This window comes from Klebsiella sp. R445 (assembly GCF_051131755.1).
GTDB classification, from domain to species: Bacteria; Pseudomonadota; Gammaproteobacteria; order Enterobacterales; family Enterobacteriaceae; genus Klebsiella; species Klebsiella lignicola.
Genome location: NZ_CP180446.1, coordinates 1,132,673 through 1,159,073 on the forward strand (window position 1 = coordinate 1,132,673; position 26,401 = coordinate 1,159,073).

General features: G+C 55.6%; 20 protein-coding genes, 2 tRNA genes and 1 pseudogene. 12 read left to right on the forward strand and 11 right to left on the reverse strand.

From position 1 onward, the window contains the following. Positions 1 to 20 precede the first annotated feature (20 nt). Entirely contained in the window at positions 21 to 134 is a 114-nt protein-coding gene (locus ACMYSN_RS05350) for a DUF2770 family protein (protein ID WP_123753799.1), read from the forward strand. Here ACMYSN_RS05350 and trhO read toward each other — a convergent pair. Next, positions 120 to 1,184, reverse strand: a complete 1,065-nt coding sequence (gene trhO, locus ACMYSN_RS05355) for a tRNA uridine(34) hydroxylase (protein WP_462497294.1) — start codon at positions 1,182 to 1,184, stop codon at positions 120 to 122. The genes ACMYSN_RS05350 and trhO overlap by 15 nt on opposite strands. 210 nt (positions 1,185 to 1,394) lie before the next feature. Here trhO and ACMYSN_RS05360 point away from each other — a divergent pair, with 210 nt between their 5' ends. From ACMYSN_RS05360 to ACMYSN_RS05370, 3 genes are all read left to right on the forward strand, one after another. Next, positions 1,395 to 2,315, forward strand: a complete 921-nt coding sequence (locus tag ACMYSN_RS05360) for a Kdo(2)-lipid IV(A) acyltransferase (protein WP_462497295.1) — start codon at positions 1,395 to 1,397, stop codon at positions 2,313 to 2,315. A gap of 157 nt (positions 2,316 to 2,472) precedes the next feature. Beyond that, positions 2,473 to 3,723 carry a multidrug efflux MFS transporter MdtG gene (mdtG, locus tag ACMYSN_RS05365; RefSeq protein ID WP_123753796.1) on the forward strand — a complete coding sequence of 417 codons (1,251 nt, stop codon included), beginning with the start codon at positions 2,473 to 2,475 and terminating at the stop codon, positions 3,721 to 3,723. Positions 3,724 to 3,814: 91 nt separating this feature from the next. Next, positions 3,815 to 4,201 carry a MysB family protein gene (locus tag ACMYSN_RS05370; protein ID WP_004860482.1) on the forward strand — a complete coding sequence of 129 codons (387 nt, stop codon included), beginning with the start codon at positions 3,815 to 3,817 and terminating at the stop codon, positions 4,199 to 4,201. On the opposite strand, the gene ACMYSN_RS05375 is transcribed toward ACMYSN_RS05370, so the two are convergent. From ACMYSN_RS05375 to mdoG, 3 genes are all read right to left on the reverse strand, one after another. Further along, positions 4,202 to 4,429, reverse strand: coding sequence for a YceK/YidQ family lipoprotein (locus ACMYSN_RS05375; protein ID WP_123753795.1), 228 nt, complete (start codon positions 4,427 to 4,429; stop codon positions 4,202 to 4,204). It abuts the gene before it with no gap. Between the two features lie 67 nt (positions 4,430 to 4,496). Continuing rightward, the gene (gene mdoH / locus ACMYSN_RS05380; protein ID WP_174510083.1) at positions 4,497 to 7,025 is read right to left on the reverse strand and encodes a glucans biosynthesis glucosyltransferase MdoH; all 2,529 of its coding nucleotides are present in this window, start codon (positions 7,023 to 7,025) and stop codon (positions 4,497 to 4,499) included. After that, positions 7,018 to 8,571, reverse strand: coding sequence for a glucans biosynthesis protein MdoG (gene mdoG, locus ACMYSN_RS05385; RefSeq protein ID WP_174510084.1), 1,554 nt, complete (start codon positions 8,569 to 8,571; stop codon positions 7,018 to 7,020). Before mdoG ends, mdoH begins: the two co-directional genes overlap by 8 nt. Before the next feature lie 251 nt (positions 8,572 to 8,822). Between mdoG and mdoC the strand changes: the two genes are divergently transcribed. Further along, positions 8,823 to 9,983: a glucans biosynthesis protein C gene (gene mdoC / locus ACMYSN_RS05390; protein ID WP_462497296.1), complete on the forward strand. Its 1,161-nt coding sequence runs from the start codon at positions 8,823 to 8,825 to the stop codon at positions 9,981 to 9,983. Between the two features lie 73 nt (positions 9,984 to 10,056). On the opposite strand, the gene ymdB is transcribed toward mdoC, so the two are convergent. The 5 genes from ymdB to ghrA all read right to left on the reverse strand — a co-directional run bounded on the left by ymdB (position 10,057) and on the right by ghrA (position 13,732). Continuing rightward, complete coding sequence (ymdB, locus tag ACMYSN_RS05395) at positions 10,057 to 10,581, reverse strand: O-acetyl-ADP-ribose deacetylase (protein ID WP_123753792.1); 525 nt, start codon at positions 10,579 to 10,581, stop codon at positions 10,057 to 10,059. A gap of 208 nt (positions 10,582 to 10,789) precedes the next feature. Then, a complete protein-coding gene (locus ACMYSN_RS05400) occupies positions 10,790 to 11,290 on the reverse strand; it encodes a DUF1097 domain-containing protein (protein ID WP_154145268.1) in 501 nt (166 codons plus the stop codon). Between the two features lie 103 nt (positions 11,291 to 11,393). Beyond that, positions 11,394 to 11,948 (reverse strand): TorD/DmsD family molecular chaperone, encoded by a 555-nt coding sequence (locus tag ACMYSN_RS05405; protein WP_462497297.1) that lies wholly within the window; start codon positions 11,946 to 11,948, stop codon positions 11,394 to 11,396. Positions 11,949 to 11,970: 22 nt separating this feature from the next. Continuing rightward, the gene (locus tag ACMYSN_RS05410) at positions 11,971 to 12,708 is read right to left on the reverse strand and encodes a phosphatase (RefSeq protein ID WP_154145269.1); all 738 of its coding nucleotides are present in this window, start codon (positions 12,706 to 12,708) and stop codon (positions 11,971 to 11,973) included. A gap of 85 nt (positions 12,709 to 12,793) precedes the next feature. After that, positions 12,794 to 13,732 (reverse strand): glyoxylate/hydroxypyruvate reductase A, encoded by a 939-nt coding sequence (ghrA, locus tag ACMYSN_RS05415; RefSeq protein WP_462497298.1) that lies wholly within the window; start codon positions 13,730 to 13,732, stop codon positions 12,794 to 12,796. Between the two features lie 247 nt (positions 13,733 to 13,979). Between ghrA and ACMYSN_RS05420 the strand changes: the two genes are divergently transcribed. From ACMYSN_RS05420 to ACMYSN_RS05430, 3 genes and pseudogenes are all read left to right on the forward strand, one after another. After that, positions 13,980 to 14,067: transfer RNA gene (locus tag ACMYSN_RS05420), tRNA-Ser, on the forward strand. A gap of 614 nt (positions 14,068 to 14,681) precedes the next feature. Beyond that, positions 14,682 to 15,935: pseudogene (locus ACMYSN_RS05425) on the forward strand (IS3 family transposase). A 536-nt stretch (positions 15,936 to 16,471) separates the two neighbouring features. Further along, positions 16,472 to 18,649, forward strand: a complete 2,178-nt coding sequence (locus ACMYSN_RS05430) for a TonB-dependent siderophore receptor (RefSeq protein ID WP_462498203.1) — start codon at positions 16,472 to 16,474, stop codon at positions 18,647 to 18,649. 37 nt (positions 18,650 to 18,686) lie between these two features. On the opposite strand, the gene ACMYSN_RS05435 is transcribed toward ACMYSN_RS05430, so the two are convergent. Next, positions 18,687 to 19,592: a LysR family transcriptional regulator gene (locus ACMYSN_RS05435; RefSeq protein WP_174510517.1), complete on the reverse strand. Its 906-nt coding sequence runs from the start codon at positions 19,590 to 19,592 to the stop codon at positions 18,687 to 18,689. A gap of 114 nt (positions 19,593 to 19,706) precedes the next feature. Here ACMYSN_RS05435 and ACMYSN_RS05440 point away from each other — a divergent pair, with 114 nt between their 5' ends. The 3 genes from ACMYSN_RS05440 (at position 19,707) to ACMYSN_RS05450 (ending at position 23,314) form a co-directional block, all read left to right on the forward strand. Beyond that, positions 19,707 to 20,567: a pirin family protein gene (locus ACMYSN_RS05440; RefSeq protein WP_462497299.1), complete on the forward strand. Its 861-nt coding sequence runs from the start codon at positions 19,707 to 19,709 to the stop codon at positions 20,565 to 20,567. Positions 20,568 to 20,780: 213 nt separating this feature from the next. Beyond that, positions 20,781 to 20,868 (forward strand) — tRNA-Ser (locus ACMYSN_RS05445). A gap of 1,114 nt (positions 20,869 to 21,982) precedes the next feature. Continuing rightward, the gene (locus ACMYSN_RS05450) at positions 21,983 to 23,314 is read left to right on the forward strand and encodes an MFS transporter (protein WP_462497300.1); all 1,332 of its coding nucleotides are present in this window, start codon (positions 21,983 to 21,985) and stop codon (positions 23,312 to 23,314) included. On the opposite strand, the gene ACMYSN_RS05455 is transcribed toward ACMYSN_RS05450, so the two are convergent. Next, entirely contained in the window at positions 23,286 to 23,978 is a 693-nt protein-coding gene (locus ACMYSN_RS05455; protein WP_462497301.1) for an IclR family transcriptional regulator, read from the reverse strand. The two genes, ACMYSN_RS05450 and ACMYSN_RS05455, sit on opposite strands and share 29 nt — an antisense overlap. 62 nt (positions 23,979 to 24,040) lie before the next feature. Between ACMYSN_RS05455 and ACMYSN_RS05460 the strand changes: the two genes are divergently transcribed. Next, the gene (locus ACMYSN_RS05460; protein ID WP_462497302.1) at positions 24,041 to 26,299 is read left to right on the forward strand and encodes an FAD-dependent oxidoreductase; all 2,259 of its coding nucleotides are present in this window, start codon (positions 24,041 to 24,043) and stop codon (positions 26,297 to 26,299) included. The last annotated feature ends 102 nt before the right edge of the window (positions 26,300 to 26,401 follow it).

The following is a 26,401-nucleotide window of genomic DNA, read 5'->3' on the forward strand; positions in this document are numbered from 1 at the left end:
ATAGAATACCGAGAGAGATTATGCGTCGCCTGTATGAATTACTGGTCAACAACGTCCGCGAGCACTTTATGATTTACCTCGCGCTGTGGCTTCTGCTGGCGATCATCGATCTCATCTGGTTATGGTTTTTCTGACAGGTCAGGGTCCGGGATCCCCAGCTTGGTATTCAGACGACCGCGTGATTTATTGAAAATCTTGTTGCCATTTTCCCGCCCGGCGCGCAGCTGACGCTGCTCTTCTTCCGGGAGCTTATGCTCTTCCATGCACGCCTCGCTACAGCAGCCGGCAAATTTTTCGGCACAGCTCGGGCACTGGATAAACAGCAGATGGCAGCCGTCGTTCAGACAGTTAGTATGGCTGTCGCACGGTGTGCCGCACTGGTGGCAGTGCGCAATCACATCATCGGAGATGCGCTCACCCATACGTTCGTCAAATACAAAGTTTTTGCCAATAAAACGGACCGGCAACCCCTGCTCGCGGGCGCGGCGTGCATATTCAATGATCCCGCCTTCGATATGCCAGACTTTGCTGAAGCCGTTATGCTTCATCCAGGCACTGGCTTTTTCGCAACGAATCCCGCCGGTGCAGTACATCACGATCTTTTTATCTTTATGGTCCTGCATCATCTCAACCGCTTTTGGCAGTTGATCGCGGAAGGTGTCCGCCGGAATTTCAAGCGCCTGCTCAAAATGACCGACTTCATACTCGTAATGGTTCCGCATATCGATAAAGACCGCGTCAGGATCGTCCAGCATCGCATTCACTTCCGCGGCCTTCAGATAATCGCCCACGTCTGAGGCATCGAACGTCGGATCGTCGATACCATCCGCCACAATGCGGTCACGGACTTTCAGCCGCAGCACCCAGAAGGATTTACCGTCGTCGTCCAGAGCAATGTTCATCCGCAGGCCATCCAGCGCCGGGTCGAAGGCGTAGAGAAACTCACGCAGGGCATTCACCTGGCTTTCCGGCACGCTAATTTGGGCGTTGATCCCTTCATGGGCCAGATAGATGCGGCCAAAGACGTTTAATCGGGTGAGGGCAAGCCACAAAGCATCGCGCGTCGCTTTCGGATCCACGATGGTGAAATATTTATAAAACGAGATCGTCGTACGCGGTTCGCTCTCGGCTAACATCTGCGCTTTTAACGTCTCATTTGAAATGCGGTTGTGTAACACTGGCATGGTGTACCTGCTCGGCATAGGAAATGAGTAAAATAAACGGCCGGCATCATATAGCAAACAACGTAAATTTACATCCCCTCATTTTGCGCTACATTTCCCTCACGCCCCTGGATTGTCGTTTAACAATAAATGCCACCCGGGACAGTCGTTTTGGCTGATGCACTAAATAATGCGATAATAGAACGAGTTGCTTACTTGAACAGGTATGAGATGACCCATTTACCTAAATTCTCTGTGGCGTTGCTGCATCCGCGTTACTGGCCACTGTGGTCAGGTATTGGTCTGCTGTGGTTGGTTGTCCAACTGCCCTATCCGCTGATTTACCGCCTTGGCACCGCTATTGGCCGCCTGGCACTGCGCTTTATGAAACGTCGCGCTAAAATCGCCTACCGCAACCTGGAACTCTGCTTCCCGGACAAAACGCAAGAAGAACGTCACCAGATGGTGGTGCAAAACTTTGAATCTGTCGGCATGGGATTAATGGAAACCGGGATGGCCTGGTTCTGGCCGGCCCACCGTATCGCCCGCTGGACCGACTCTATCGGGGTCGAGCATATCAGAGCGGTACAGGCCCAGCATCGCGGAATTCTGCTGATCGGCATCCACTTCCTGACCCTGGAAATGGGGGCCCGAATGTTTGGCATGAACGAGCCCGGCATCGGCGTCTACCGGCCGAATGACAACCCGGTCATCGACTGGCTACAAACCTGGGGACGCCTGCGTTCCAACAAAGACATGATCGACCGTAAAGATCTGAAAGGCATGATCCGTTCGCTGAAGAAAGGTGACGTCATCTGGTATGCCCCCGATCACGACTACGGCCCTAGCGCCAGCGTCTTTGTACCGTTTTTCGCCGTCGATCAGGCCGCTACCACCTCCGGGACCTGGATGCTGGCGAAAATGTCGAAAGCCTGCATCGTGCCTTTCGTTCCGCGCCGGAAGCCCAATGGCCAGGGTTATGAACTGATTATCCTGCCGCCGGAATGCGACCCGCCGTTGGATGACGCAGAGACCACCGCTGCGTGGATGAACCATATCATCGAAAAGTGCATTCTGATGGCGCCGGAGCAGTATATGTGGCTGCATCGCCGCTTTAAAACTCGTCCGCCTGATATGCCTTCACGCTACTAAGTTGCTCTCCCTCCGGTGGCATCAGCCTGCCGGAGGAGCTACCCTTTCCCCCGCTTTTAATCGCTCGCCTTTATTGCGATGATCATTTCTCAGGCGCATAATTAGCAGGCTCATATTTCCACTTTTTCTGACCTGCCCCGCAGGCCACCGGAAGCCTATGTTGTCTGCAGATACCCCGATTAACTGGAAGCGAAATCTCACTGTTACCTGGTTTGGCTGTTTCTTGACTGGCGCCGCCTTCAGCCTGGTCATGCCCTTTCTCCCGCTCTATGTCGAGCAGCTCGGCGTCACCGGCCACAGTGCCCTGAATATGTGGTCCGGATTAGTGTTCAGCATTACGTTCTTATTCTCAGCCGTCGCGTCCCCCTTCTGGGGCGGACTGGCCGACCGCAAAGGACGTAAAATCATGCTGCTGCGCTCGGCCCTGGGGATGGCTATCGTCATGATGTTAATGGGGCTGGCGCAAAATATCTGGCAGTTTATGGTGCTACGGGCCTTGCTGGGGCTGCTGGGTGGGTTTATTCCGAATGCCAATGCGCTTATCGCCACCCAAATTCCCCGTCAGAAAAGCGGCTGGGCGCTGGGCACGCTTTCAACTGGTGCAGTCAGTGGCGCCCTGCTCGGCCCACTGGCGGGCGGATTTCTCGCGGACCATTGGGGTCTGCGTATGGTCTTTTTCCTCACCGCCAGCGTGTTACTCATCTGCTTTATCCTGACGCTGCTGCTGATCCGCGAACAGTTTGTACCGGTGGCAAAAAAAGAGATGCTCAACGCCCGAGCGGTGTTCTCCTCCCTGAAGAGCCCAAAGCTGGTCCTCAGCCTGTTCGTGACCACCATGATTATTCAGGTTGCCACCGGGTCAATTGCGCCGATTCTGACGCTCTACGTGCGAGACCTGGCGGGGGATGTTGGCAATATTGCCTTTATCAGCGGCATGATCGCCTCCGTGCCCGGCGTTGCGGCACTGATCAGCGCGCCCAGGCTCGGCAAGCTCGGCGATCGTATCGGTCCGGAAAAAATCCTCATCGTTGCTTTACTGGTCTCTGTACTGCTGCTGATCCCGATGTCGTTCGTCCAGACGCCGCTACAGCTCGGGATATTGCGCTTCCTGCTGGGTGCCGCCGACGGTGCGCTGCTACCCGCGGTGCAGACGCTGCTGGTCTACAACTCCACCAGCCAGATCGCCGGGCGGATCTTCAGTTATAACCAGTCGTTCCGCGATATTGGCAACGTTACCGGCCCGTTAATCGGCGCCTCGGTCTCCGCCAGCTACGGTTTCCGCTCGGTATTCCTGGTGACGGCCGCCGTGGTGCTGTTCAATGCTCTTTATTCCACCTTCAGCTTGCGACGTCCCAACCGCGATAACTCGGCGCCACGTACCGATACCCGCGACAGTTCGGTAAATTAAGTTCAACATGGGGCCTTCCCCTTGACGCATTGCTGACTGCCTTCTATAGATTGAATCGTGTCCATTTTTCATTCTTCTTAGGGGGTTAGCCATGCCAAAGGATTCGATTTTCTACGCCACGCTCGAAGAAGCTATCGATGCGGCCCGTGAAGAGTTCCTTGTCAATAATCCGGATAGCGACGAGGAGAGTGCCAACGTTGAGCAGCTAAATATTCAGAAATACGTTTTGCAGGATGGCGATATCGCCTGGCAGGCTGAATTTTTTGCCGACGAAGATGAAGAAGGTGAATGCCTGCCCATGTTAAGCGGCGAGGCGGCACAGAGCGTGTTTGACGGTGATTATGACGAGATAGAGCTGCGTCAGGAGTGGCTGGAAGAGAATACACTGCATGAATGGGATGAAGGCGAATTCCAGCTGGAACCCTCTCTGGACACCGAAGAGGGTCAGACAGCCGCGGACGAATGGGACGAGCGCTGATCAGTTATACGGGCCGTGACTGGCATCCAGTGGCAACAGCAGCGTATCGAAGACCAGCGAAAACGGCAGGTCGAGAATGGTGATATAGCGCCATGATGAATCACGGACGTCCCATTGCACGCCGGGGTAATACTGATTTCCGTGCCCCTGTCCTGGCACCGTACGGCTAATAATGCTGCCGCAACCGCTAAGCAGCAACGTCATGGCGACAATCAGTAACACTCTCATCTCTACCCTCAATTCTCAGATAAAAAAATACCGGCACTATTGCCGGTATTTTTCCTTAACAAACGGCTTACTTGCTCTTCAACGCCAGCGGGTTGAGTGTCGTTTGCTGATACGCGCTCACCCACGAAGAGTATTTCTCCGGTGCTGCCCACACGCGATAGTGTAGACGAGACAGAGTGACCGGGTCGCTCAGCAACACCAGACGGCGATCGCGATTGAGCTTATCCGGCGTTTCGTTCAACGCCTGCTCAACGTGACGCTCACGAGCGATATCCAGAATATGTCCGTGACGGTGACGTGCCGTTGCCATCGCTGTCGCCAGCGCGTTAAACGATGGGTTAAACACGGCATGCATAAAGCCATCATCCAGCGAACGCTGACGGTTCAGGGTCAGGTAAGCGTCGGTATCTTTCAGCACCTGCGGCGGCGAATACTCTTCCGGGATCAGGAACAGCTTCCAGCGTTTGGTACGCAGGCCCACGGTCGCCCGGCTGGAGATCACCGAGACAAACGGCGACAGGATCAGCGAGAAGACAATCGGTGCCAGCCAGAACAGGAAACGCAGATCCAGCCAGGCCATACCAACCGCCCACACCAGACCCAGCAGTAGCTGAGAACCATGGCGCATGAAGGCTTCACCCCACGGCGTGGAGTCATCATCACGCTGCGGAGAGTTCCAGACCACTTCCCAGCCAAGGAACGCGCTGACCACAAACACGGTGTGGAACAGCATACGCACCGGCGCCAGCAGCACGGAGAAGAGCACTTCCAGAAGCAGAGAAAGGGTCACGCGGAAAAATCCGCCATACTCTTTCGAGCCTTTGCACCACACCAGAATAATGCTCAGCAGTTTCGGCAGGAACAGCAGCACCATCGTCGAGGCAAACAACGCAATCGCCAGTTCCGGACGCCACTGAGGCCAGACCGGGAACAGCTGACGCGGCTGCAGGAAGTACTGCGGCTCCGTCAATGCATGTACGACCTGCAGCGCGGTGGACAAAGCAAGGAACATGAACCACAGCGGTGCCGACAGATAGGACATTACGCCGGTCAGGAACACCGCACGGTGTACCGGGTGCATACCTTTCACCAGGAACAGGCGGAAGTTCATCAGGTTACCGTGACACCAGCGGCGGTCACGCTTCAGTTCATCCAGCAGGTTTGGCGGCAGCTCTTCATAAGAACCCGGCAGATCGTAAGCAATCCACACGCCCCAGCCGGCACGACGCATCAGCGCCGCTTCGACGAAGTCATGCGACAGAATCGACCCGGCAAAGGAGCCTTCGCCCGGCAGCGGCGCCAGCGCGCAGTGCTCGATAAACGGCTTCACGCGGATAATGGCGTTGTGACCCCAGTAGTGCGATTCACCCAACTGCCAGAAATGCAGCCCTGCGGTAAACAGCGGACCGTAGACGCGGGTCGCAAACTGCTGGCAACGCGCATACAGGGTGTCCATTCCGGAGGCGCGCGGCGAGGACTGGATGATCCCGGCATTCGGGTTCGCTTCCATCAAACGCACCAGCCCGGTCAGACACTCACCGGTCATCACCGAGTCAGCGTCCAGCACTACCATGTAGCTGTACTGGCTGCCCCAGCGGCGGCAGAAGTCATCAATGTTCCCGCTTTTGCGCTTCACACGACGACGACGGCGGCGGTAGAAAATCTGCCCTTCGCCCTGCACTTCGGCAATCAGTTCCATCCACGCTTTCTGCTCAGCAACACAGATGTCCGGGTTGTAGCTATCGCTGAGGATATAGACGTCAAAGTGCTGCTGTTGGCCCGTGGCCTTCACCGATTCCCAGGTCGCACGCAGCCCGGCGAAGACGCGATCGACGTCTTCGTTACAGATAGGCATGATCAGCGCGGTGCGATGTTCTGGATTCAGCGGCTCATCACCGACGGTAGAGGCGGAAATACTGTATTTATCTCGCCCCATCAGCAGCTGCAGGAAGCCCATCAACGCCGTCCAGAAGCCTGCCGAAACCCAGCAGAACAGCACGGCGAAGAGGATCAGAATCCCGGTCTGCAGCATGTATGGCAACAGCTGCATAAAGGAGACCCACAGGTTCTGCCCGACCATATCTGCCGGGTTGATTAACGCCCAGCCCTGATACGGCAGAATGGTTTTCATATACCAGGTCGCGACGACGGTCTGCGCCAGGGTCAGCAGCAGCAGAGTATAACGACGAAGGGTGCCGACGGTACGCCACTTCTGTTCGCTCTCCTGCTCTTCCTTGGTCAAGCGAGAGAGATAGCGCGGAGTCACGTCGCGGCCACGCAGACGATCCCAGAAGCGGCCCACCGGGTTGGTGCGCCACGGGTCCGGGAACATCGAGGAGCGCTTAGCTTTCGGCATTGCCTGTAACTGCGTGCGGCCTTCATCATCTTTTATCAACTGGTCAGCGGCCACGGAGTCTGGCCAGCTGTGTTCCAGGCGTGATTTAACGGACCCCAGCGGGGAATCGTCTTCACGAGCAAAAGTATGATGCTCCGCATCCAGCGCCTGGTGTACCGCCTGCAGGCTGGTATCCGGAAGCGCCGCTTTTTCAGCATCGGACAGCGGCAATGCGTCAATGTACTTCGTTATCTTATTCATTGGCAGGCAGCTGATAGCTCCAGGTTTCGCTCAGCGGCTGATCGGCATTGACCAGTGCAGCGCGCATTTCCGTGGTTTTCTTCGGATCTTTGACTTTTACGCGCAGAATCATACGCCAGCCTTTAGTCACCGGGTTGTAACGCACGGTATTCTCAACGATCTCAGCGTTATCACCGATGCTCGCCTGCGCCGTTACCGGCGTGTCTGACGGCATTTTTTTCATGTCAGCGCCGGTGAAATCGACGATAAACGCAATGGTACCATCCGGCTGACGGATCAGGTTTGACTGCTTCACATCGCCGGTGGAACGGCGAGTCTGCATCACGTAGGCGTTATCCGGCGCATGCAATTTGTCTTCATCGCGACTGAAGGTAATCGAGTATTTGAAGTTCATCTCTTTACCCGGCTCCGGCAGCTGATCCGGCGTCCAGTAGGTCACGATGTTATCGTTGGTTTCGTCATTGGTCGGGATTTCAACCAGCTCGATTTTCCCTTTGCCCCAGTCGCCTTTCGGGGTGATCCACGCGCTCGGGCGGAGATCGTAACGATCGTCAAGGTCTTCAAAGCGGGAGAACTGGCGGCCACGCTGCAGCAGACCAAAGCCCTGCGGGTTTTCCATCGCATAGCTGCTGACAGCCAGATGTTTTGGATTATTCAGCGGACGCCAGATCCATTCGCCGTTGCCGGCAAGAATCGACAGACCGTTGGAATCGTGCAGCTCCGGACGGAAGTTAGACGCAGCAGAAGGCTGGTTCGGGCCAAACAGGAACATACTGGTCAGCGGTGCCACACCCAGTTTGCCAACCTTGTCGCGCAGGTACACCTTGGACTGCACGTCAACCACGGTGTCGCGGCCCGGCATGATCACAAAGCGGTAGGCGCCGGTGGCTCGCGGAGAGTCCAGCAGTGCATAAATCGTCAGGCGCTTATCGGTAGCTTTTGGACGTTCAATCCAGAACTCACGGAAACGCGGGAATTCTTCGCCGGAAGGCAGCGCGGTATCGATAGCCAGACCGCGAGCGGATAATCCATACACCTGGCCCTGACCGAGAACGCGGAAGTAACTGGCGCCGAGCATGCTGACAATTTCGTCGTTCTTATCTTTGCTGTTGATCGGGTACAGTACTTTGAAGCCGGCGAAGCCGAGGTCTTTCACCGTATCTTTATCATGCTGGACGCTGCCAAAATTGAAGTAATCCGGGCTATATTTAATCTTACGCACGCTGTTCACGGTGACTTCGTTGATGGTCACCGGCGTGTCGAAGTACATACCCTGATGATAAAACTCAAGCTTGAACGGCGTCTTTTGATTGTTCCAGTAAGCCTTGTCGTGATTAAACTGAATTTGCTGATAGTCCGCGTATTTCATATCGCGGAAAACGGAGGGCAGGTTGCTCTTAGGGGCTTCATAGCCTTTCCCGGCTAACGCTTTGGCCTCTTTTGCAACGTCATCAATGCTAAACGCCCATGCAGATGAAGTACACAGGGACAACATTACGGCTGCGCTTAACCAGCGCATTTTCATCATCTGTGGTTTAAGTTTCATATAAGTAAGCACTTCCCCCTTTGTGTGCTTAAATCGATCCGATCTATTTTAATGGTAATTCAGGCAATCCGACAACATAATCCCTGCTTTGTTCATCTCAGCGGTGCAGGTAACAGACTGTTAACTCCACTTTTGTACTTTGCGTACTTATCCTGGAGACAGATACCCTGAGTTGATGTAGGGTTGCTGGGAATTTAAACGTTATCACCTTGAGTGGTAAGACGAATTGTCTGAGAATGTAGTGATATTGTATGAATAACGCGCCAGCACAACGTGAATACTTCTTCGATAGCATCCGCGCATGGCTGATGCTGCTGGGGATCCCTTTTCATATATCGCTGATTTACTCCAGCCACAGCTGGCATGTGAATAGCGTAGAGCCTTCCTGGTGGCTGACGCTGTTCAACGACTTTATCCATGCGTTTCGCATGCAGGTCTTCTTTGTCATTTCCGGCTATTTCTCCTACATGCTGTTCCTGCGCTATCCGCTCAAGAAATGGTGGAAAGTGCGTGTCGAACGCGTCGGCATCCCGATGCTCACGGCGATTCCGCTGCTGACGCTCCCGCAGTTCATCATGTTGCAGTACGTGAACGGCAAGGCCGACAACTGGCATACGCTTTCGGGCTATGACAAGTTTAATACCCTGGCGTGGGAACTGATCTCGCACCTGTGGTTCTTGCTGGTGCTGGTGGTCCTGACAACTCTCGGGGTGGTGCTGTTTAAATGGCTGACTGGCCGTCGTTCCGGGGATGGCCACACCTTTGGTGACACTGTCACATTAAGCCAGCTGTCGATGATTTTCCTCGCGCTCGGCGTGCTTTATGCCCTGATCCGCCGCACCCTGCTGGTGGTCTACGCGCCGGTGCTGAGCAATGGCCTGTTTAACTTTATCGTTATGCAGACCCTGTTTTATCTGCCGTTCTTTATTCTTGGCGCCCAGGTGTTTATCAATGCGCGCTTAAAAGCGATGTTCACCACCCCATCGCCGTGGTGCTTCGTGGGTGCTGTGCTGGGCTTTATTGCCTATCGCCTGAATCAGCAATATGGCTCCGGTGACGGCTGGATGTACGAAGTCGAATATGTCATCACCATGGTGCTGGGGTTGTGGATGGTCAACGTGGTGTTTTCACTTGGCCACCGCCTGCTGAACTTCCAGTCGGCACGAGTGACCTATTTTGTGAATGCCTCACTGTTCATTTATCTGGTGCACCATCCGCTGACCCTGCTCTACGGCGCCTGGATAGCCCCGGCGATAAAATCGAACGCGCTCGGCTTTGTGACTGGCTTAATCTTTGTGGTGGGTATTGCCGTGGTGCTGTATGAAATTCACCTGCGCATCCCCCTGCTACGCTTTCTCTTCTCGGGGAAGTTCCAGGCCAAACCCGCTAAACCACAGGTTTCTGCCAGCTAACTCAACGCGCATGCCCGCTCGTTCACCTGCTTATATCTGGCGCTGAACGAGCGGCACTCCCCTTTCGCCATGATTACTGCGGCTGCAATAACCGACGGTAAATTTCCGCGGTTTCATCGTCAAAGCAGACGAAAAAGACCCGCTCCAGCGGGTTATAACGAACCAGAAAGGCATTCACCGTCTGCACCGCAATTTCCGCCGCGGCCTGTTTCGGATAACCGTACACCCCGGTACCGATCGCCGGGAAAGCAATCGACCGATAGCTGTTGGCTGATGCCAGCAGCAGGCTGTTGCGGTAAGCATCGGCGAGGATCTGCGCCTCATGCTGTTCGCCACCGTGCCAGACCGGCCCGACCGCATGAATAACCGCGCTGGCTGGCAGCTGACCCGCCGTAGTAATCACCGCGTGACCCGGGGGACACTCCCCTTGCTGTTGGCGGACCACCTTGCAGGCGGCAAGAAGTTCAGGCCCGGCAGCGCGATGAATGGCGCCATCGACGCCCCCACCACCCAGCAGTGAAGGGTTAGCGGCATTGACGATAACATCGACCTCCAGCGTGGTGATATCACCGAGAATCACCTCAGGTTTAACCGTCATTTTGCCTCCTGTCGGCTTATGTCTTTACATAATGCATTGTGGCTAATATGGCACGATAGTCCCCAGGACGAAAGTCTGTGTATACGACTACGGGCAATCGACCCGCGCAGCACGGCAAGAGAATGAGGCGGACTGACCGAACGGCAAAAGGGATAAACGTGTAGAAAGCAAAACAGGACCTGAGGTCCTGTTTGGGTATTGCGGGTCGTTAAGATCGCGCCCGGTCGGGCGTTTCATTCACTAAAGGGGCTTTATTCTTCTGCGCTCGCGCAGCCAGCCACAGCCCACAATTTTTCATCGCGTAGCCAAAGACCAGTCCCAGAGCCAGAGAAGGCACCACCACTCTCCAGTCACCGTTGCCGGCAAAAGTGGCACAAGCGCCAATAAAGGTGCCGGGGACAAAAGAGAGCAGCAGCTTGCGCGCCTGAATACACATCAGGAAGGCGACAACGCCGGTCATCATATAGCCCAGGATCTCAAGATGCGGCGCCAGCGCGCTGCCGTAGATGATGACCAGCGCCCACACCACCCCGCTCATCACCGTACAGGTAGAGATCAGCAGTCCTTTCAGACCGCCCTGCGGGCAGGCGAAATAGGCCGTGCAGCCCAGGAAACCCGCCCAGCTCAGCAGGCCAAGCGCGACCGCCACCCATCCCCAGAGACCGGAGAGAATGCCTGTCGTTATTGCAATTGCGAGAAGTATGTTCATGGTGCGTATCATACCAGATACGCACCGCTCAAATGAGATCTGAAGCACGTTATATGCAAGCATGCATTTTCACTTGCACTTAATATGTGACTTAAGTCACATGTTATTCTTCAGTTTCTTCTTCTAACTCATCCCACATCGCAGAGATCGCTTCGCGCGTCAGCAGGGCCATGGTGCGCCAGAACGGCGTCTCCGCATGGGCTTCGACTTTTCCGAGGAAGGTCCCGCACCACGGCAGAATGTAGTCTGCGAACAGGGTTTCCAGGACTTCGCTTTCGTCTTCAGTTGCATGATCTTCCAGCCAGGATGCAGCCAGCAGCAGGGAACCGATATGGTCGGCTTTGCCTTCTCCGGTCGGGATGCCGTGAGCGTTCAGGAAACCACGCACTTCGGCTTCACTCGCCCCTTCAACCCAGGCGCTACGGTACGGGGGAACGCTGCATTCGTCCCCGATAAACAACGCGTTATAGTCCGCGGCCAGCGGTTGTACATCGCAGCTTTTTTGCAGGCGTTCCAGCAGTTCATCCTGTTCCAGCGGCCAGCTTGCCGCCAGTTTCCCTTCACGAATCAGGGTAAACAGCGGCACCAGCAGCGGATCCTGAGGTTGGCGATAGTACAAAGAGCCCAGTACGCGGCAGAGGATTGAAAACTCGTTCATTCAATTATTCCAGTTATTCACATTAAAGGTCGGCAAATTCAGGGATTGCCGGCATCCCGCGAGACTCAAGGAAATTCAGCAGCCGACGTGGAGAAACGTTAAGGATCCGATCCTCAGGGAAGCCCACTTCATCAAGGATCTTACGACACGCGGAAAATTCGCCGAGGGTAAAGGCGGTGTGCGAATCAGAACCCAGCGCCACCCAGCCGCCAGCATCGCGGACCGCGGCGGCAATGGCCCGGCAGTTATCTTCACTGCCCACCCGCGAGGAGACAAAGGATGAGTTATTGATTTCCAGCGCCACCTGATATTTTGCCGCAGCCGCGGCGATGGCCGGGATATCGACGGGGAATTTCGGGTTACCCGGATGGCTGATAATGTGTACCGCGCCGCTGGCCATGGTAGCGATCATCGCTTCGGTATGGGTCGCTTTATCCTGCGGCGGGAACACCGGTTCATGAAAACCGGCGATGAACAGATCCAGCGACGACAGCATCGGCCCGGTGCAGTCGATTTCGCCCTGGGTATTTTTAATGTTGGCTTCAATGCCGCGTAAAATGCCGACGCCGTCCACCATCCGCGGCCAAATGCGCATATTGACGAAATGCCAGTAGTGCGGCGCGTCGGCCATGTCCGGACCGTGGTCGGTAATGGCGAAAAGTTTGATCCCCTTGCGCTTTGCTTCAGCAATATAATCGTGCAGGGTACTGTAGGCGTGGGTACTGGCGACGGTATGCATGTGCAGGTCAACAGGATACATCACATTCTCCTTCTCTGTTTGTGGCAAGGATAGCAGGAATCAGGGCCTATGATTAGCAAAAACCCCGCCGCAGCGGGGTTATGTCTTAGTATCCGCGCTGACGATCGACCTGCCCGCTTACCGTTTCACCTCGCTCCAGCTGGCCGATGGTGCCAGCAATATAGGTAATGGCTTCCAGCGGACGCGTGACCGCGGCCACGTGCGGGGTCATGGCTACCCGAGGGTGCGCCCACAGCGGGCTTGTTGCCGGTAACGGTTCACGGCTAAAGACATCCAGCATCGCCCCTTTGAGCTTATCGCTATTCAGCGCCGCTAACAGGTCATCTTCAACAACGTGAACGCCACGCGCCAGATTGAGAACATAGCTGTTATCCGGAAGCTGCGCCAACAGCTGCTGGTTAATAATCCCGGCGGTTTCCGCCGTGTTCGGCAGCAGGTTGATCAACACCCGTGTTTCGCCGAGAAACGCCCCTAGTTCTTCTGCCCCGGCAAAACTTTGCACCTGCGGCCAGGCTTTGCGGCTGCGACTCCAGCTACGCAGCGGGAAGCCCCATACCTGCAGCGCTTCGGCGACTTTCGCGCCGAGAACGCCCGCGCCCATAATCCCGATAGTAAAGGTATCTCGCGGATAGTCGTCCAGCGGTTGCCAGCGCGCTTGTTGCTTTAAGTCCTGATAGTCATCAAAGCGACGGAACCAGTGCAATACCTGGCTGACCGCGTACTCCTGCATCTGCTGACCCATTCCGGTGTCTTCGAGGCGGAAAAGCGGGATCGACATTGGCAGCATTTCCGGGTGCTCGCGCAGTTTGCTGAGGATCGAGTCGACACCCGCCCCAAGGGCGAAGACGGCTTTTAGATCCCGACCTTTAAGCATTTCTACCGGCGGGTGCCAGACCAGCGCGTAATCGGCATGCTGGTTGTCGCCGGATTTCCATTCGCGGACGCGCGCGCCTGGCAGCTGTTTTTCCAGCTCTGCAATCCAGTAAGCGGTATCAAATGTCGGGTGATAATAAATAATGTCCATCGTGGCTCCTGATAGCTGACGCGTCGTGTTTTATTTGTTGTTTTCTATTGGTTTGTCAGCATAACAAATTTCATTTTTCTATCGAGTAAAAAGAGAGTGGTGACAAAAAAATCGATTGTCGCGCATTTAAAACGCAAGTTGCGCGAAGTTTGGCTAAACGCGCGTTTTTTTGAAAAAGTTGATTGACGAGAGATACGTATTTCCCTAAATTAGCGCCCGTTCCCAGCAGCAACGGGAACGACAATATGGTGAGGTGTCCGAGTGGCTGAAGGAGCACGCCTGGAAAGTGTGTATACGGCAACGTATCGGGGGTTCGAATCCCCCCCTCACCGCCATATTTTAAGAAGAGCTCGTACGCAAGTACGGGCTTTTTTTTCGCATGTTGCACCCCACCAGGGGGGATGAGAACCCCCGACCGGGGTTCGACAACTGGCAACGCCAGTTGGACAGACCGCGAGCCTGTGAGCGGGCTGCCCGCACAAAAATGCCGGGAGCATTTTTGAACAACGCTTGCGTTGGCCCCGAAGGGGCGAGGCCCAGGGATGGGCCGAGTAACGGCGAGCGAAGCGAGTCAATCCCCCCCTCACCGCCATATTTTAAGAAGAGCTCGTACGTAAGTACGGGCTTTTTTTTCGCATATTGCACCCCACCAGGGGGGATGAGAACCCCCGACCGGGGTTCGACAACTGGCAACGCCAGTTGGACAGACCGCGAGCCTGTGAGCGGGCTGCCCGCACAAAAATGCCGGGAGCATTTTTGAACAACGCCTGCGTTGGCCCCGAAGGGGCGAGGCCCAGGGATGGGCCGAGTAACGGCGAGCGAAGCGAGTCAATCCCCCCCTCACCGCCATATTTTAAGAAGAGCTAGTACGCAAGTACGGGCTTTTTTTTCGCATGTGACCCGTCCTGAATAGCGTTGACACGTTCCTGACTTAAATCCGGAGAACGTGATGATGACTGAGTTCAAACGCACCCAACGTGATTATCCTCTATCCTTTAAAATAGCCGTTGTCGGGCAGGTCGAAAAAGGCGAGATGACCTACAAGCAGGCCCAGCAGCGGTATGGCATTCAGGGGCGCTCCACCGTGCTTGTCTGGCTGCGTAAATATGGCCGGCTTGACTGGAGCCCCGGTCTTCCTGACCTGGTGAAGAGGAAACTGCCTGTGGCTCAGACGACTGTCCCGCTTACACCCGAGCAAAGAATCAGGGAACTTGAAGAACAGCTTAAGCTGGCAAACCAGAAAGCTGAGTTTTTGAATCGGTTATCAATGTTCTGAAAAATGATTACGGGGTGAGCATCGTAAAAAAGCGGCCCGGCAAGTCCTCTCGCAAAGTCCGGCCCAAAAATAACCGTTACACGCGTATGCCAGTTCCTGGGGCACAGCAGACAGGCATGGTATCAGGACAACACAAGGCGCAGAAAACAACAGGAACATCATGCTCAGGTTCTTGATTTTGTTGCCCGCGTCAGGTGCCGTCAGCCGCGAATCGGTACGCGTAAACTGCACTATCTGCTGAACACTCAGGCCGATAAAACGCTGAATATCGGACGGGACCGTCTGTTTAACCTGCTGGATGAATACCGACTTCTGGTGCCAGTGAAACGGGCATATCACAAAACCACCAACAGCCATCATCGCTTTTACCGGCATCCTAATCTGCTGAAACCCGGCCCTGAACAGGTTACCGCCCTTGGGCCAGAGCAGGTCTGGGCCGCTGATATAACTTATCTTCCTCTGCGCAGCGGCACGGCTTATCTGAGTCTGGTCACTGATGCCTGCTCCAGAAAAATCGTGGGCTACCATGTCGGGGAAAACCTGCAGACAGAAAATGTGGTAAAAGCGTTCAGACAGGCACTGAGGCAGAGAAAAACGACAGGTCCGCTGGTACACCACTCTGACAGAGGACTGCAATACTGCTCGGTACTTTATCAGTCAGTTCATGAAAGAAACGGAATAACCTGTTCAATGACCGATGGTTATGACTGCTACCAGAATGCGCTGGCTGAGCGGGTAAACGGGATCCTAAAAAATGAATTTTTACTCTCGCGTCCTGCAGACCTGGCGCAGGCCCGGGAAATGGTAAAAGAATCCGTGGCAATCTATAACCATGAGCGGCCACACCTGGCCCTGAAATACAAAACGCCCGATGATGTTCATCAGGCGTTTTACAGACAGAAAACTGTCAACCTATATCAGGACTAGTCAATGTTGCACCTGCCATTTTGTCAGCACAGTTATCGCAACCATCGCTCCCCTCGCTGTTGCATCCCCACACTGCCATCCACTCTCTGGCAGATTACGCAATATTTGTTAACAAAACGTTACTGCATCTGCTGGTGCAATGAATAGCCTGATGACATTTGCGTAGTCTGAAATTGCATTTTCGGATGATACTGAATGTAAATATTTGTATTGCTAATAACACCATTTCTCCTTATTTTTCGCTACTACAGGAGTTGTGTTTACAGCCAGACCGTGAGCACAAAAAATAACCACATCATTAAAAGGTGTTACAAGTCATATTTATCAATACGTTATAAATAACAGCGTGCCAGATCACATTCCCCTCAGCCCCTGTATCCCTGATGGAAAATTTTTACATCCTCTTACATAAAAACGAAAAATTGACGAACAATGTAGAAAAAAAGGAGAAACGCCGCACCCAATATACAATGATAATCAATCTCATTATCATCCGCATCTGCGCCTTATTCCTGCATATTATGGAGATAATGAAAATGAATGTTACTTTTTATGGTAGAAAGCGCCCGATAACGCTGCTTTTTGCCAGCTTACTGTCCACTCCTGCTTTGGCTGCCGAACCGACAGAAAATCTCGCTGATGATGAAGTCATGCTGGTCACGGCTGAACAGGAGCTAAAACAGCAACCAGGCGTCTCGATCATCACGGCAGAAGACATTCAAAAAAGCCCTCCGGTGAACGATCTTTCTGACATCATCCGTAAAATGCCCGGCGTCAACCTGACCGGCAACGGTGCCAGCGGCAGCCGCGGTAACAACCGCCAAATCGATATTCGCGGCATGGGGCCGGAAAACACCCTGGTACTGATCGATGGTGTGCCGGTGAGTTCTCGTAACTCCGTTCGCTACAGCTGGCGTGGCGAACGTGATTCTCGCGGCGATACCAACTGGGTGCCGGCGGAAATGGTGGAACGTATTGAAGTGATTCGCGGCCCGGCAGCCGCACGTTATGGTTCAGGTGCAGCCGGTGGTGTGGTGAATATCATCACCAGGCGCCCTACCAACGATTGGCACGGTTCACTCTCTCTCTACACCAACCAGCCAGAAAACAGCAAAGAAGGCGACACCCGTCGCGCTAACTTCAACCTCAGTGGCCCGTTGGCAGGCGACGCACTGACGATGCGTCTGTACGGCAACCTCAACCGCACCGATGCCGATGCCTTTGACATCAATACCGCACAAAACGGCTCCTATGCCGCGGGCCGTGAAGGCGTGCGCAATAAAGACATCAGCGGTGTGCTGTCCTGGAAAGTGACGCCAACCCAGATCGTTGATTTCTCCTATGACTACAGCCGTCAGGGAAATATCTACGCTGGTGATACTCAAAACAGCAATAGTAATAGCAGCGCGAACGGTCTGGTTGAATCGTTATATGGCAGCGAAACAAACCGCTTATACCGTCAAAACTACGGTATCACCCATAACGGTATCTGGGACTGGGGGACGTCCAGGCTTAACTTTAACTATGAAAAAACCAATAACACGCGCTTAAAAGAAGGTACCGGCGGCAGTACCGAAGGCATGATTAATAGCGATGAGAATTCGACCAGCCGCCTGGAAAGTTATCGCGCGGGCGGGGAAATAAACTTCCCTCTGCAACTGCTGGTTGATCAAACGGTAACCCTCGGGGCGGAATGGAACCGTGATGAGCTCAACGATCCCGCCTCCATGCAATCCGCAAACACAAACTTATATTTGCCGGGTAGCTCAGGCGATCCTTCCCAACGCAGCAGTAAAAACTCCGCCACCATCAGCTCACTCTATTTCGAAGATAATATTGCGGCAACCGACAGCACCGAGGTTATTCCGGGCCTGCGCTTTGATTATCACGATCAATTCGGTGCTAACTGGAGCCCCAGCCTGAATATGTCGCAAGGGCTGGGCGAATATTTCGTCTTGAAAGCTGGTATCGCGCGCGCATTTAAAGCTCCCAACCTTTATCAGTCAACGCCTGGCTATCTCCTGTCCACCCGTGGCAACGGCTGCCCGATTGGTCTGAGCCAGTGCTATTTACTCGGTAACGATAACCTCGATCCTGAAATTAGCGTCAACAAAGAAGTGGGAATAGAATTCAGCCATGCAGGCTACACTGCCGGTATTACCTACTTCCGTAATGATTATAAAAATAAAATCGTGTCAGGGACGTCTGCTATTTATAGCAATGGCACCTATAACGTATTGCAGTGGGAGAACGGCGGTAAAGCCATCGTTGAAGGGCTCGAAGGTAACCTGGCCATTCCTCTGATTGCCGATACGCTGGAATGGCGCACCAACGCGACCTACATGTTCCGTTCTGAAAGCAAAAAAACGGGTAATCCGCTATCCGTCATCCCGGAATTTACCATCAACTCCCAACTGGAATGGCAAGTAACTCAGGACCTGAGTACCGACATTAACTGGACGCAATATGGTCGCCAGAAACCGCGCCAGTATGCTGAAACCACCCTTGAAAGCAGGAATGGACTTTCCCAGAAAGAGATTAGTCCTTACTCCATCGTGGGTTTAAACGTCAATTATGACATCACAAAAAGTCTGCGCGCCAATGCCGGTATCAACAACCTGTTTGATAAACGTGTTTACCGCGAGGATGAAGGTGCTTCTACCTATAATGAACCGGGCCGTGCTTATTACGCTGGGGTCACCATGTCGTTTTAATTGAGGTCATTTCCGTGCCCCACCGGGCACGGAAACATCAGTCCTCTTCCATCCGCTGATATTCTTCACTGAGAAAATCCACCAGCGCCCTTACCGACGGCAGCAGGCCACGGCGCGAGGCAAAAACCGCATGAATGACTTCCCGCTGCGGCTGCCACGCATCCAGCACCACCTCCAGCGTTCCGGCCGCCAGCTGATCGCGCACCATTAATAAAGGAAGCTGAACCACCCCCACGCCGGCTATCGCCGCTTCGCGCAATGCCAGCATATCCGTCGTGACCATCCGCGGCGCAAAATAGACTTCCGCCCTTGCCCCCTCGGGCCCGCTCAGCTGCCATTTATGCTGATGTTTTCCGGCATCGAGACTCAGTCCCGGCCACGTGCTCAGTTGCGATGGCGCCTGCGGCCGCCCCATTCGCGCAATACACGCCGGACTGGCGACCAGCCGTTGCCCGCGGTCGGCCAGCACCCGCATCACCAGATCGCTATCGTCAAACGGGCGCGGACGCACGCGGATCGCCACATCAATTCCTTCGCCGACTACGTCAACCCGCCGGTTGGTGGCCTCCAGCTGCACATTGACGCCGGGGTAGCGCAGCATAAATCGCGCCAGCATAGGCCCGACGTGGGCATGGAGTAAGGTCACCGGACAAGTGAGTTTGACGCTGCCGCGAGGCTCTGAACGCAGCGTTTCCACCGCCTGCTGCGCCGCTTCAGCCTCTATCAGCATCGCTTTGCAGTGCTGATAGAAGGTCTGACCCACTTCAGTGACCACGAACTGGCGGGTCGTACGATGAATCAGCCGTACGCCAAGCCGCTCTTCCAGCTGCGCGATCCGACGGCTTAATTTTGATTTCGGCTGATCGAGCGCCCTGCCCGCCGCGGCGAATCCTTCATGATCGACGACCTGGACAAACCAGGCTAAGTCATTGAGATCCAGCATCCTTCCTCCATTGTTCCATTTTCAGAACAGTATAGGTTATTTTTGCTATCTACCGGTTTATTGCCCGCGCATATAAGCTTATGGTCATCAGAAATCGCGACACAGGAGAGCATCATGAAACAGATTACAGGCGTCTACACCGCACCGGCCCAGCATTGGGTGGGGGATGGCTTCCCGGTCCGCTCGCTGTTCTCTTACCAGACTCATGGCGAACCGTTAAGCCCGTTCCTGCTGCTGGACTATGCTGGTCCGCACCACTTCCCGGCGGGAACTGGCAGACGTGGGGTTGGCGAGCATCCGCACCGTGGGTTTGAAACCGTCACCATCGTCTATGCCGGTGAAGTTGAGCACCGTGACTCAACGGGTAAAGGTGGGGTCATTGGCCCGGGCGATGTGCAGTGGATGACCGCGGGTGCCGGCATTCTGCATGAAGAGTTTCATTCGGCGGAGTTTACCCGCACCGGCGGCGAACTGAAGATGATCCAGCTGTGGGTCAATCTGCCAGCCAAAGACAAGATGGCTCATCCAGGCTATCAGAGCATTACCGCGGATGTCATCCCTGACGTCGCCCTGCCGGACGGCGCGGGAAATATCCGGGTTATCGCCGGCAGCTATGGCGAAGTGTCTGGTCCTGCGCATACCTTCTCGCCGCTGAACGTCTGGGATATGCAGCTGAATCATGGCCATGACATTACGCTCCGTCAACCTGATGGCTGGAGCAGCGCGTTAGTGGTCCTTGAAGGTGAGATCGCGGTCAACGGTGCCGAGCAAGCGCGTGAAGGACAGCTGGTCGTATTGAGCCAGCAGGGAGAAGCGATTCATCTCCACGCAACGGCGAATGCCAAAGTGCTGCTGCTGGCCGGTGAGCCGTTACAGGAGCCCATTGTGGGTTACGGTCCGTTTGTGATGAATACCCGGCAGCAGATCGCCGAAGCCATTAGCGATTTTAACAGCGGGCGCTTCGGCCAGATCTGACATCAGCGCCTTACTGGCCTGCCAGCGTAGCGTTAAAGCATGGCAAACCGCTTGATTCTCTGCGTTAAAATCACTGCCCCGCTGGTTTTCAGTGGGGCAGTGTTCATTGCTTGACCGAACGGTAAAGAAAGAATAAATACTGCTTGACCGTTTTAGCGCAACTCCCTATAGTAGCGCCCCGTTGCCCACCCAAGGTGAGCAGCAAAACAATATGGTGAGGTGTCCGAGTGGCTGAAGGAGCACGCCTGGAAAGTGTGTATACGGCAACGTATCGGGGGTTCGAATCCCCCCCTCACCGCCATATTTTAAGAAGAGCTCGTACGCAAGTACGGGCTTTTTTTTCGCATGTTGCACCCCACCAGGGGGGATGAGAACCCCCGACCGGGGTTCGACAACTGGCAACGCCAGTTGGACAGACCGCGAGCCTGTGAGCGGGCTGCCCGTAGGGCGAGCGAAGCGAGTCAATCCCCCCCCTCACCGCCATATTTTAAGAAGAGCTCGTACGCAAGTACGGGCTTTTTTTTCGCATGTTGCACCCCACCAGGGGGGATGAGAACCCCCGACCGGGGTTCGACAACTGGCAACGCCAGTTGGACAGACCGCGAGCCTGTGAGCGGGCTGCCCGCACAAAAATGCCGGGAGCATTTTTGAACAACGCCTGCGTTGGCCCCGAAGGGGCGAGGCCCAGGGATGGGCCGAGTAACGGTGAGCGAAGCGAGTCAATCCCCCCCTCACCGCCATATTTTAAGAAGAGCTCGTACGCAAGTACGGGCTTTTTTTTGCATGTTGCACCCCACCAGGGGGGATGAGAACCCCCGACCGGGGTTCGACAACTGGCAACGCCAGTTGGACAGACCGCGAGCCTGTGAGCGGGCTGCCCGCACAAAAATGCCGGGAGCATTTTTGAACAACGCCTGCGTTGGCCCCGAAGGGGCGAGGCCCAGGGATGGGCCGAGTAACGGCGAGCGAAGCGAGTCAATCCCCCCCTCACCGCCCTCACCGCCCTCACCGCCCTCACCGCCCTCACCGCCCTCACCGCCCTCACCGCCCTCACCGCCATATTTTAAGAAGAGCTCGTACGCAGTCACGGGCTTTTTTTCGCATGTTGCACCCCACCAGGGGGATGAGAAGCCCCGCCCCTAAGAACCGTGCATGCAAGTTTTAGCGGAAAGATCGCTGGGCCAGTTCGAAGATGTGTAGATACTTACGCCCAGTGTGAGGGGGTGAGGGGCGCACTCCACCCCACACTTCCCCAAACATCTGAAACCGGTTTTATTTCTGTACAAATCCAAGGGAGATCACACTTCTTTGCATTCCGCTTTGCACCTCACCAAGTGTTTCTATAAAAGAAACGATAACAACAATGATATGACGCCTCGTACCTTTTAAAACCTTAAAATGATGAGAACACCTCTATGTCAGAACAACCGATAACAGAATCTGCTGCCCGCTCGACCGGACGGGTACGCTTCTTTGTGCTAGGTCTGGTGTTTATTAATATTATTATCAACTATATGGACCGAACTAACCTCTCAGTCGCCGCCACGCAGATGTCCGGCGAGCTGCAGTTTACCCCGCTACAAATGGGGCTGATTTTCTCGGCATTCGGCTGGATCTACGCCGCGCTGCAGATCCCCGGCGGCTTCCTGATTGACCGTCTCGGCTCACGTCTGGTGTACGGCGTGGGGCTGTTTGTCTGGTCGCTGATTACCGCGCTGCACGCCATCGCCAACAGTTTTGGCGCGCTGGTTGGCCTGCGTCTGGGCGTCGGCGCGTTTGAAGCCCCGGTAATGCCATCGAACAACCGCGTGATCTCCAGCTGGTTCCCGGAACAAGAGCGTGCGACGGCCATCGGCATTTACTCTTCCGCGCAGTTTGTCGGCATGGCACTGATGACGCCGGTACTGTTCCATGTACAGGATCTCTTCGGCTGGCGCGGTCTGTTTCTGATTACCGGCGTAGTGGGGATGATTTGGGGCGTGCTGTGGTACTGCGTGTACCGCGATCCGCTGGATCATAAAACAGTATCGAAAGCCGAACTGGATCACCTGCGTGAAGGCGGTGCAGTGATGGAAAGCCGCGAGAGCGCCGCCAGGCGCGCGTTCAGCTGGCAGGACCTGGGGCTGATGTTCAAAAGCCGTAAGCTGATTGGCATCTACTTCGGCCAGTTCACCATCTCGGCCACCTTCTGGTTCTTCCTGACCTGGTTCCCGACCTACCTGGTGCAGTATCGCCATATGGACTTTATTAAGTCCGGCTACGTTGCCTCAGTCCCTTACCTTGCCGCCTTCGTTGGCGTGCTGCTGGCGGGCTTTGTATCGGATCGCCTTATTCGTCGCGGCGTCTCCACCAGCTTTGCGCGTAAAGCGCCGGTGATCCTCGGCATGGCGCTGACGCTGTTTATCCTTGGTGCCAACTACACCGATGACCCGACGCTAATCATCCTGTTTATGTCGATCGCCTTCTTCGGCAATGGTCTGGCGACGATTACCTGGGTGTTTGTGACCGCACTGGCACCGCGTCATCTGATTGGCCTGGCGGGCGGCGTGTTCAACTTTACCGGCGCGCTCTCCTCCATCGTGGTGCCGATTGCCATCGGCGCGCTGATCGACGGCCACAACTTCGCCCCCGCGCTCGGTTTCATCGCCGTACTGGCCTGTCTGGGGATCTGCTCTTATCTGTTTGTGGTCGGCAAGATTGACCTTGACGGCGATAACGCTACGCCGTCAGCCGGTCGCAAAGCGTAATCAGCTCGGCCAGCCGGGTGGACGTCTGTTCCGGGGTGGCGTTATACATCCCGGCGAAGGCCAGCGCCGCCTTGTGCGAACCGAACTGTATCGGCTGAGCGAGGGAGAGTTCGCCGTCTTCATGCGGCCAGACCACGTGGCCAAGCTGGCGCTGCTGCAGAAGGAACGGCGCAATACGCGCCATCTCTTCCGCGCTAAAGCGCTGGGCCAGCACCTCTTCCTCCTCGGCGGCGAGCAGCGCAATACCAATGACCGACTGACAAGCAGGCATCATATGAAAACCCGCCAGCGCCTGGCTGATATGGCTGCCGGGGCGGGAGTGGAAGATGTAGATAACCTGGTCCTCCCACAATACACCCATCGCCACCACGATATCTTTCGGGGCGTAGGTTTCCAGCAGCGGGAGGGCTTTTGAGAACAGCGTTGAACCGCGGATCGCCTGCGCGGCCAGCGCGTGAATACCGGGGCCTGGCAGGTAGCGGCGCTGCTCGTCCTGGGTGGTCAGGCCAATGGCCGCCATGGTCATTAGCAGACGGTTCACGCGGGTGGGGTTAATGCCCATCAGGCGCGCCAGTTCGCGACAACCAATAGCCCGATCGCTTGACACCAGATACTGGAGACAGCGAATACCGTCGATAAGACTTTGATTAGGTTGAGACGACATAGCGGGATCCCGATTTTTTAAAGACTGTTATTTTATCGCCAGAAAGGCAGGAATTACAATTTATGCAAATTTTCCAGCAAACCCATGAACGAGATTTCCCCCACCAGACCCTGCGCACCGATCTGCTGGTCGCGGGCGGAGGGCTGGCCGGCCTGTGCGCCGCGCTGGCCGCCGCCCGCGACGGTCTGCAGGTGGTGCTGGTGCAGGACCGTCCGGTGCTCGGCGGTAATGCCTCCAGCGAAGTACGCCTGTGGGCCAACGGCGCCACCTCGCATATGGGCAACAACAACCGCTGGTCGCGCGAAGGCGGGATTATGGGCGAAATCCTCGAAGAGAACCTGTGGCGTAATAAAGAAGGCAATCCGATGATGTTCGACCTGCTGCTGCTGGATCTGGCGCAGCGCGAAAAGAACCTCACCGTGCTGCTGAACACCGCCATTTATGCCGTTGAGCGCGAAGGCCAGCGCATTACCGAGGCCACCGGCTTTAACGCGGTTAATGAAACCTTCTACCATATTCAGGCCGCGCAGTTCTGCGATGCCACCGGCGACGGCGTGCTCGGGCATCTGGCGGGCGCGGAGTACCGCATCGGCGCAGAAGACGCGGAAGAGCTGGGCGAGAAAATGGCCCCCGGCGATAACTTCGGCCACAAGCTCGGCCACTCGATCTATTTCTATACCCGTAAAAGCAGCGGGCCGGTGAAGTTTGTGCCGCCCTCTTTTGCGTTGCAGGATATTGAAGCTATCCCGCGCTATAAGCGCCTGACCTCCACGCTCAACGGCTGCGATCTGTGGTGGCTGGAATGGGGCGGCCGCCTCGACACCATCCACGACAGCGAGCAGATCAAATGGGAGCTGTGGAAAATCGTCTGGGGCGTGTGGAACTACATTAAAAATTCCGGCGAATTCCCAGAGGCCGAGAACCTGACCATCGAATGGGTAGGCTCCATTCCCGGCAAGCGCGAGAGCCGCCGCTTTATCGGTGACCATCTGCTGTGCCAGCAGGATATCATCGGGCAGCGCGACCATTACGACGCGGTGGGCTACGGCGGTTGGTCTATCGACCTGCACCCGGCGGATGGCGTCTACAGCCAGCACGACGGCTGTCGCCAGTTCCATAGCAAAGGCACCTACACCATTCCGTACCGCAGCCTCTACAGCCGCTCGCTGGACAACCTGTTCCTGACCGGGCGTCTGATTTCCGCGTCTCACGTCGCCTTCGGTAGCGCCCGCGTCATGTGTACCTGCGGCCTGCTGGGTGAGGTGGTAGGCCGCGCGGCTGCCCTGTGCCAGCAGCATCAGCTCAGCGCGCCGCAACTGGCGGAAGCCAAAAACATCGACAAATTACAGCAGCATCTCCAGCAAACCGGCTGCTACATTCCACGCCAGCAGCTGCGTGACCCGGCACGCGGTGCGCGGGTGAGCGCCAGCAGCGAACTGGTACTCACCGCTCTGCCCGCTAGTGGTCGCTGGATGGTGTTAGAAGATCGCATGGCGCTGCTGCTGCCGGTGAAAGCGGGCGAATCGCTGCCAGCCCTGCGCTTTACCCTGCGCGCCGCCAGCGCACAGCCGGTGCACATCAGCCTGTTGAGCAGCCAGAAGGCCGCCAACTACTGCGCCGACACGCTGCTCGACAAGCGGACGTTAACGGTGCAGGAAGCCGGGGAATATCTTGTAGAATTTAACTGGCAGAGCGATGCCGACCGCTATCTGTTTATCGCCTTCGAGCGCAACAGCGAGGTGGAAATTGCGCTGAGCGATATCGCCTTACCAGGGATCATGACGGTATTTAATAGTCAGAACGCCCGCGTGGCGAAGCATCCACGCCAGGTGGTGGACGGTGATTACGGCGTGGAAGCGTTCGATTTCTGGGTGCCGCGCCGCCGCCCGCACCAGATTATGCCAGCTATTCAGCTCGCCACGCCGCTGCTCTGCTATGACGTGCAGAACCTGCTCAACGGCCGCCTGCGCCCGGAACAACAGATTAACGGCTGGGCGCCCGCGCTGGATGACGTGACGCCACACCTGACCTGGCAGTGGGAAGTGCCGCAGACCATACAGTCGCTGACGCTGATGCTGGACAACGACTTTGATAACGCGATGGAAACCGTGCAGATGGGCCACGCGGAATCGGTCACACCGCATTGCACAACCCACTACCGCCTGTGGGCCGACGATGCGCTGATTGCCGAGGTGAGCGACAACCGTCACTCTGTGTGCCAGCACACGCTGGAAGCACCGCGTGCAGTGTCAAAAATCACGCTTGAGCTGGTGAAATCGGCTGGGGGAGTGCCTGCTGTCTATTCGCTGAACGTGAAGTAACTGCGCCATCAATGTAAAAGGAACTATTGACGAAAACCAGTTTATGAAACATCGTTTCATAAACTGGTTTTATTTGTTACGCTCAACCAACATGGTTTTCAT

What these genes read in the sequence shown, in the direction of transcription:
- ymdB (WP_123753792.1), bottom strand. Translation starts at nt 10,581, where the DNA reads ATGACGGTTAAACCTGAGGTGATTCTCGGTGATATCACCACGCTGGAG.
- ghrA (WP_462497298.1), bottom strand. Translation starts at nt 13,732, where the DNA reads ATGGACATTATTTATTATCACCCGACATTTGATACCGCTTACTGGATT.
- ACMYSN_RS05410 (WP_154145269.1), bottom strand. Translation starts at nt 12,708, where the DNA reads ATGTATCCTGTTGACCTGCACATGCATACCGTCGCCAGTACCCACGCC.
- ACMYSN_RS05350 (WP_123753799.1), top strand. Translation starts at nt 21, where the DNA reads ATGCGTCGCCTGTATGAATTACTGGTCAACAACGTCCGCGAGCACTTT.
- ACMYSN_RS05440 (WP_462497299.1), top strand. Translation starts at nt 19,707, where the DNA reads ATGAAACAGATTACAGGCGTCTACACCGCACCGGCCCAGCATTGGGTG.
- mdoH (WP_174510083.1), bottom strand. Translation starts at nt 7,025, where the DNA reads ATGAATAAGATAACGAAGTACATTGACGCATTGCCGCTGTCCGATGCT.
- ACMYSN_RS05455 (WP_462497301.1), bottom strand. Translation starts at nt 23,978, where the DNA reads ATGTCGTCTCAACCTAATCAAAGTCTTATCGACGGTATTCGCTGTCTC.
- ACMYSN_RS05405 (WP_462497297.1), bottom strand. Translation starts at nt 11,948, where the DNA reads ATGAACGAGTTTTCAATCCTCTGCCGCGTACTGGGCTCTTTGTACTAT.
- ACMYSN_RS05370 (WP_004860482.1), top strand. Translation starts at nt 3,815, where the DNA reads ATGCCAAAGGATTCGATTTTCTACGCCACGCTCGAAGAAGCTATCGAT.
- ACMYSN_RS05435 (WP_174510517.1), bottom strand. Translation starts at nt 19,592, where the DNA reads ATGCTGGATCTCAATGACTTAGCCTGGTTTGTCCAGGTCGTCGATCAT.
- ACMYSN_RS05460 (WP_462497302.1), top strand. Translation starts at nt 24,041, where the DNA reads ATGCAAATTTTCCAGCAAACCCATGAACGAGATTTCCCCCACCAGACC.
- ACMYSN_RS05360 (WP_462497295.1), top strand. Translation starts at nt 1,395, where the DNA reads ATGACCCATTTACCTAAATTCTCTGTGGCGTTGCTGCATCCGCGTTAC.
- mdtG (WP_123753796.1), top strand. Translation starts at nt 2,473, where the DNA reads ATGTTGTCTGCAGATACCCCGATTAACTGGAAGCGAAATCTCACTGTT.
- trhO (WP_462497294.1), bottom strand. Translation starts at nt 1,184, where the DNA reads ATGCCAGTGTTACACAACCGCATTTCAAATGAGACGTTAAAAGCGCAG.
- ACMYSN_RS05400 (WP_154145268.1), bottom strand. Translation starts at nt 11,290, where the DNA reads ATGAACATACTTCTCGCAATTGCAATAACGACAGGCATTCTCTCCGGT.
- ACMYSN_RS05450 (WP_462497300.1), top strand. Translation starts at nt 21,983, where the DNA reads ATGTCAGAACAACCGATAACAGAATCTGCTGCCCGCTCGACCGGACGG.
- mdoG (WP_174510084.1), bottom strand. Translation starts at nt 8,571, where the DNA reads ATGAAACTTAAACCACAGATGATGAAAATGCGCTGGTTAAGCGCAGCC.
- ACMYSN_RS05375 (WP_123753795.1), bottom strand. Translation starts at nt 4,429, where the DNA reads ATGAGAGTGTTACTGATTGTCGCCATGACGTTGCTGCTTAGCGGTTGC.
- mdoC (WP_462497296.1), top strand. Translation starts at nt 8,823, where the DNA reads ATGAATAACGCGCCAGCACAACGTGAATACTTCTTCGATAGCATCCGC.
- ACMYSN_RS05430 (WP_462498203.1), top strand. Translation starts at nt 16,472, where the DNA reads ATGAATGTTACTTTTTATGGTAGAAAGCGCCCGATAACGCTGCTTTTT.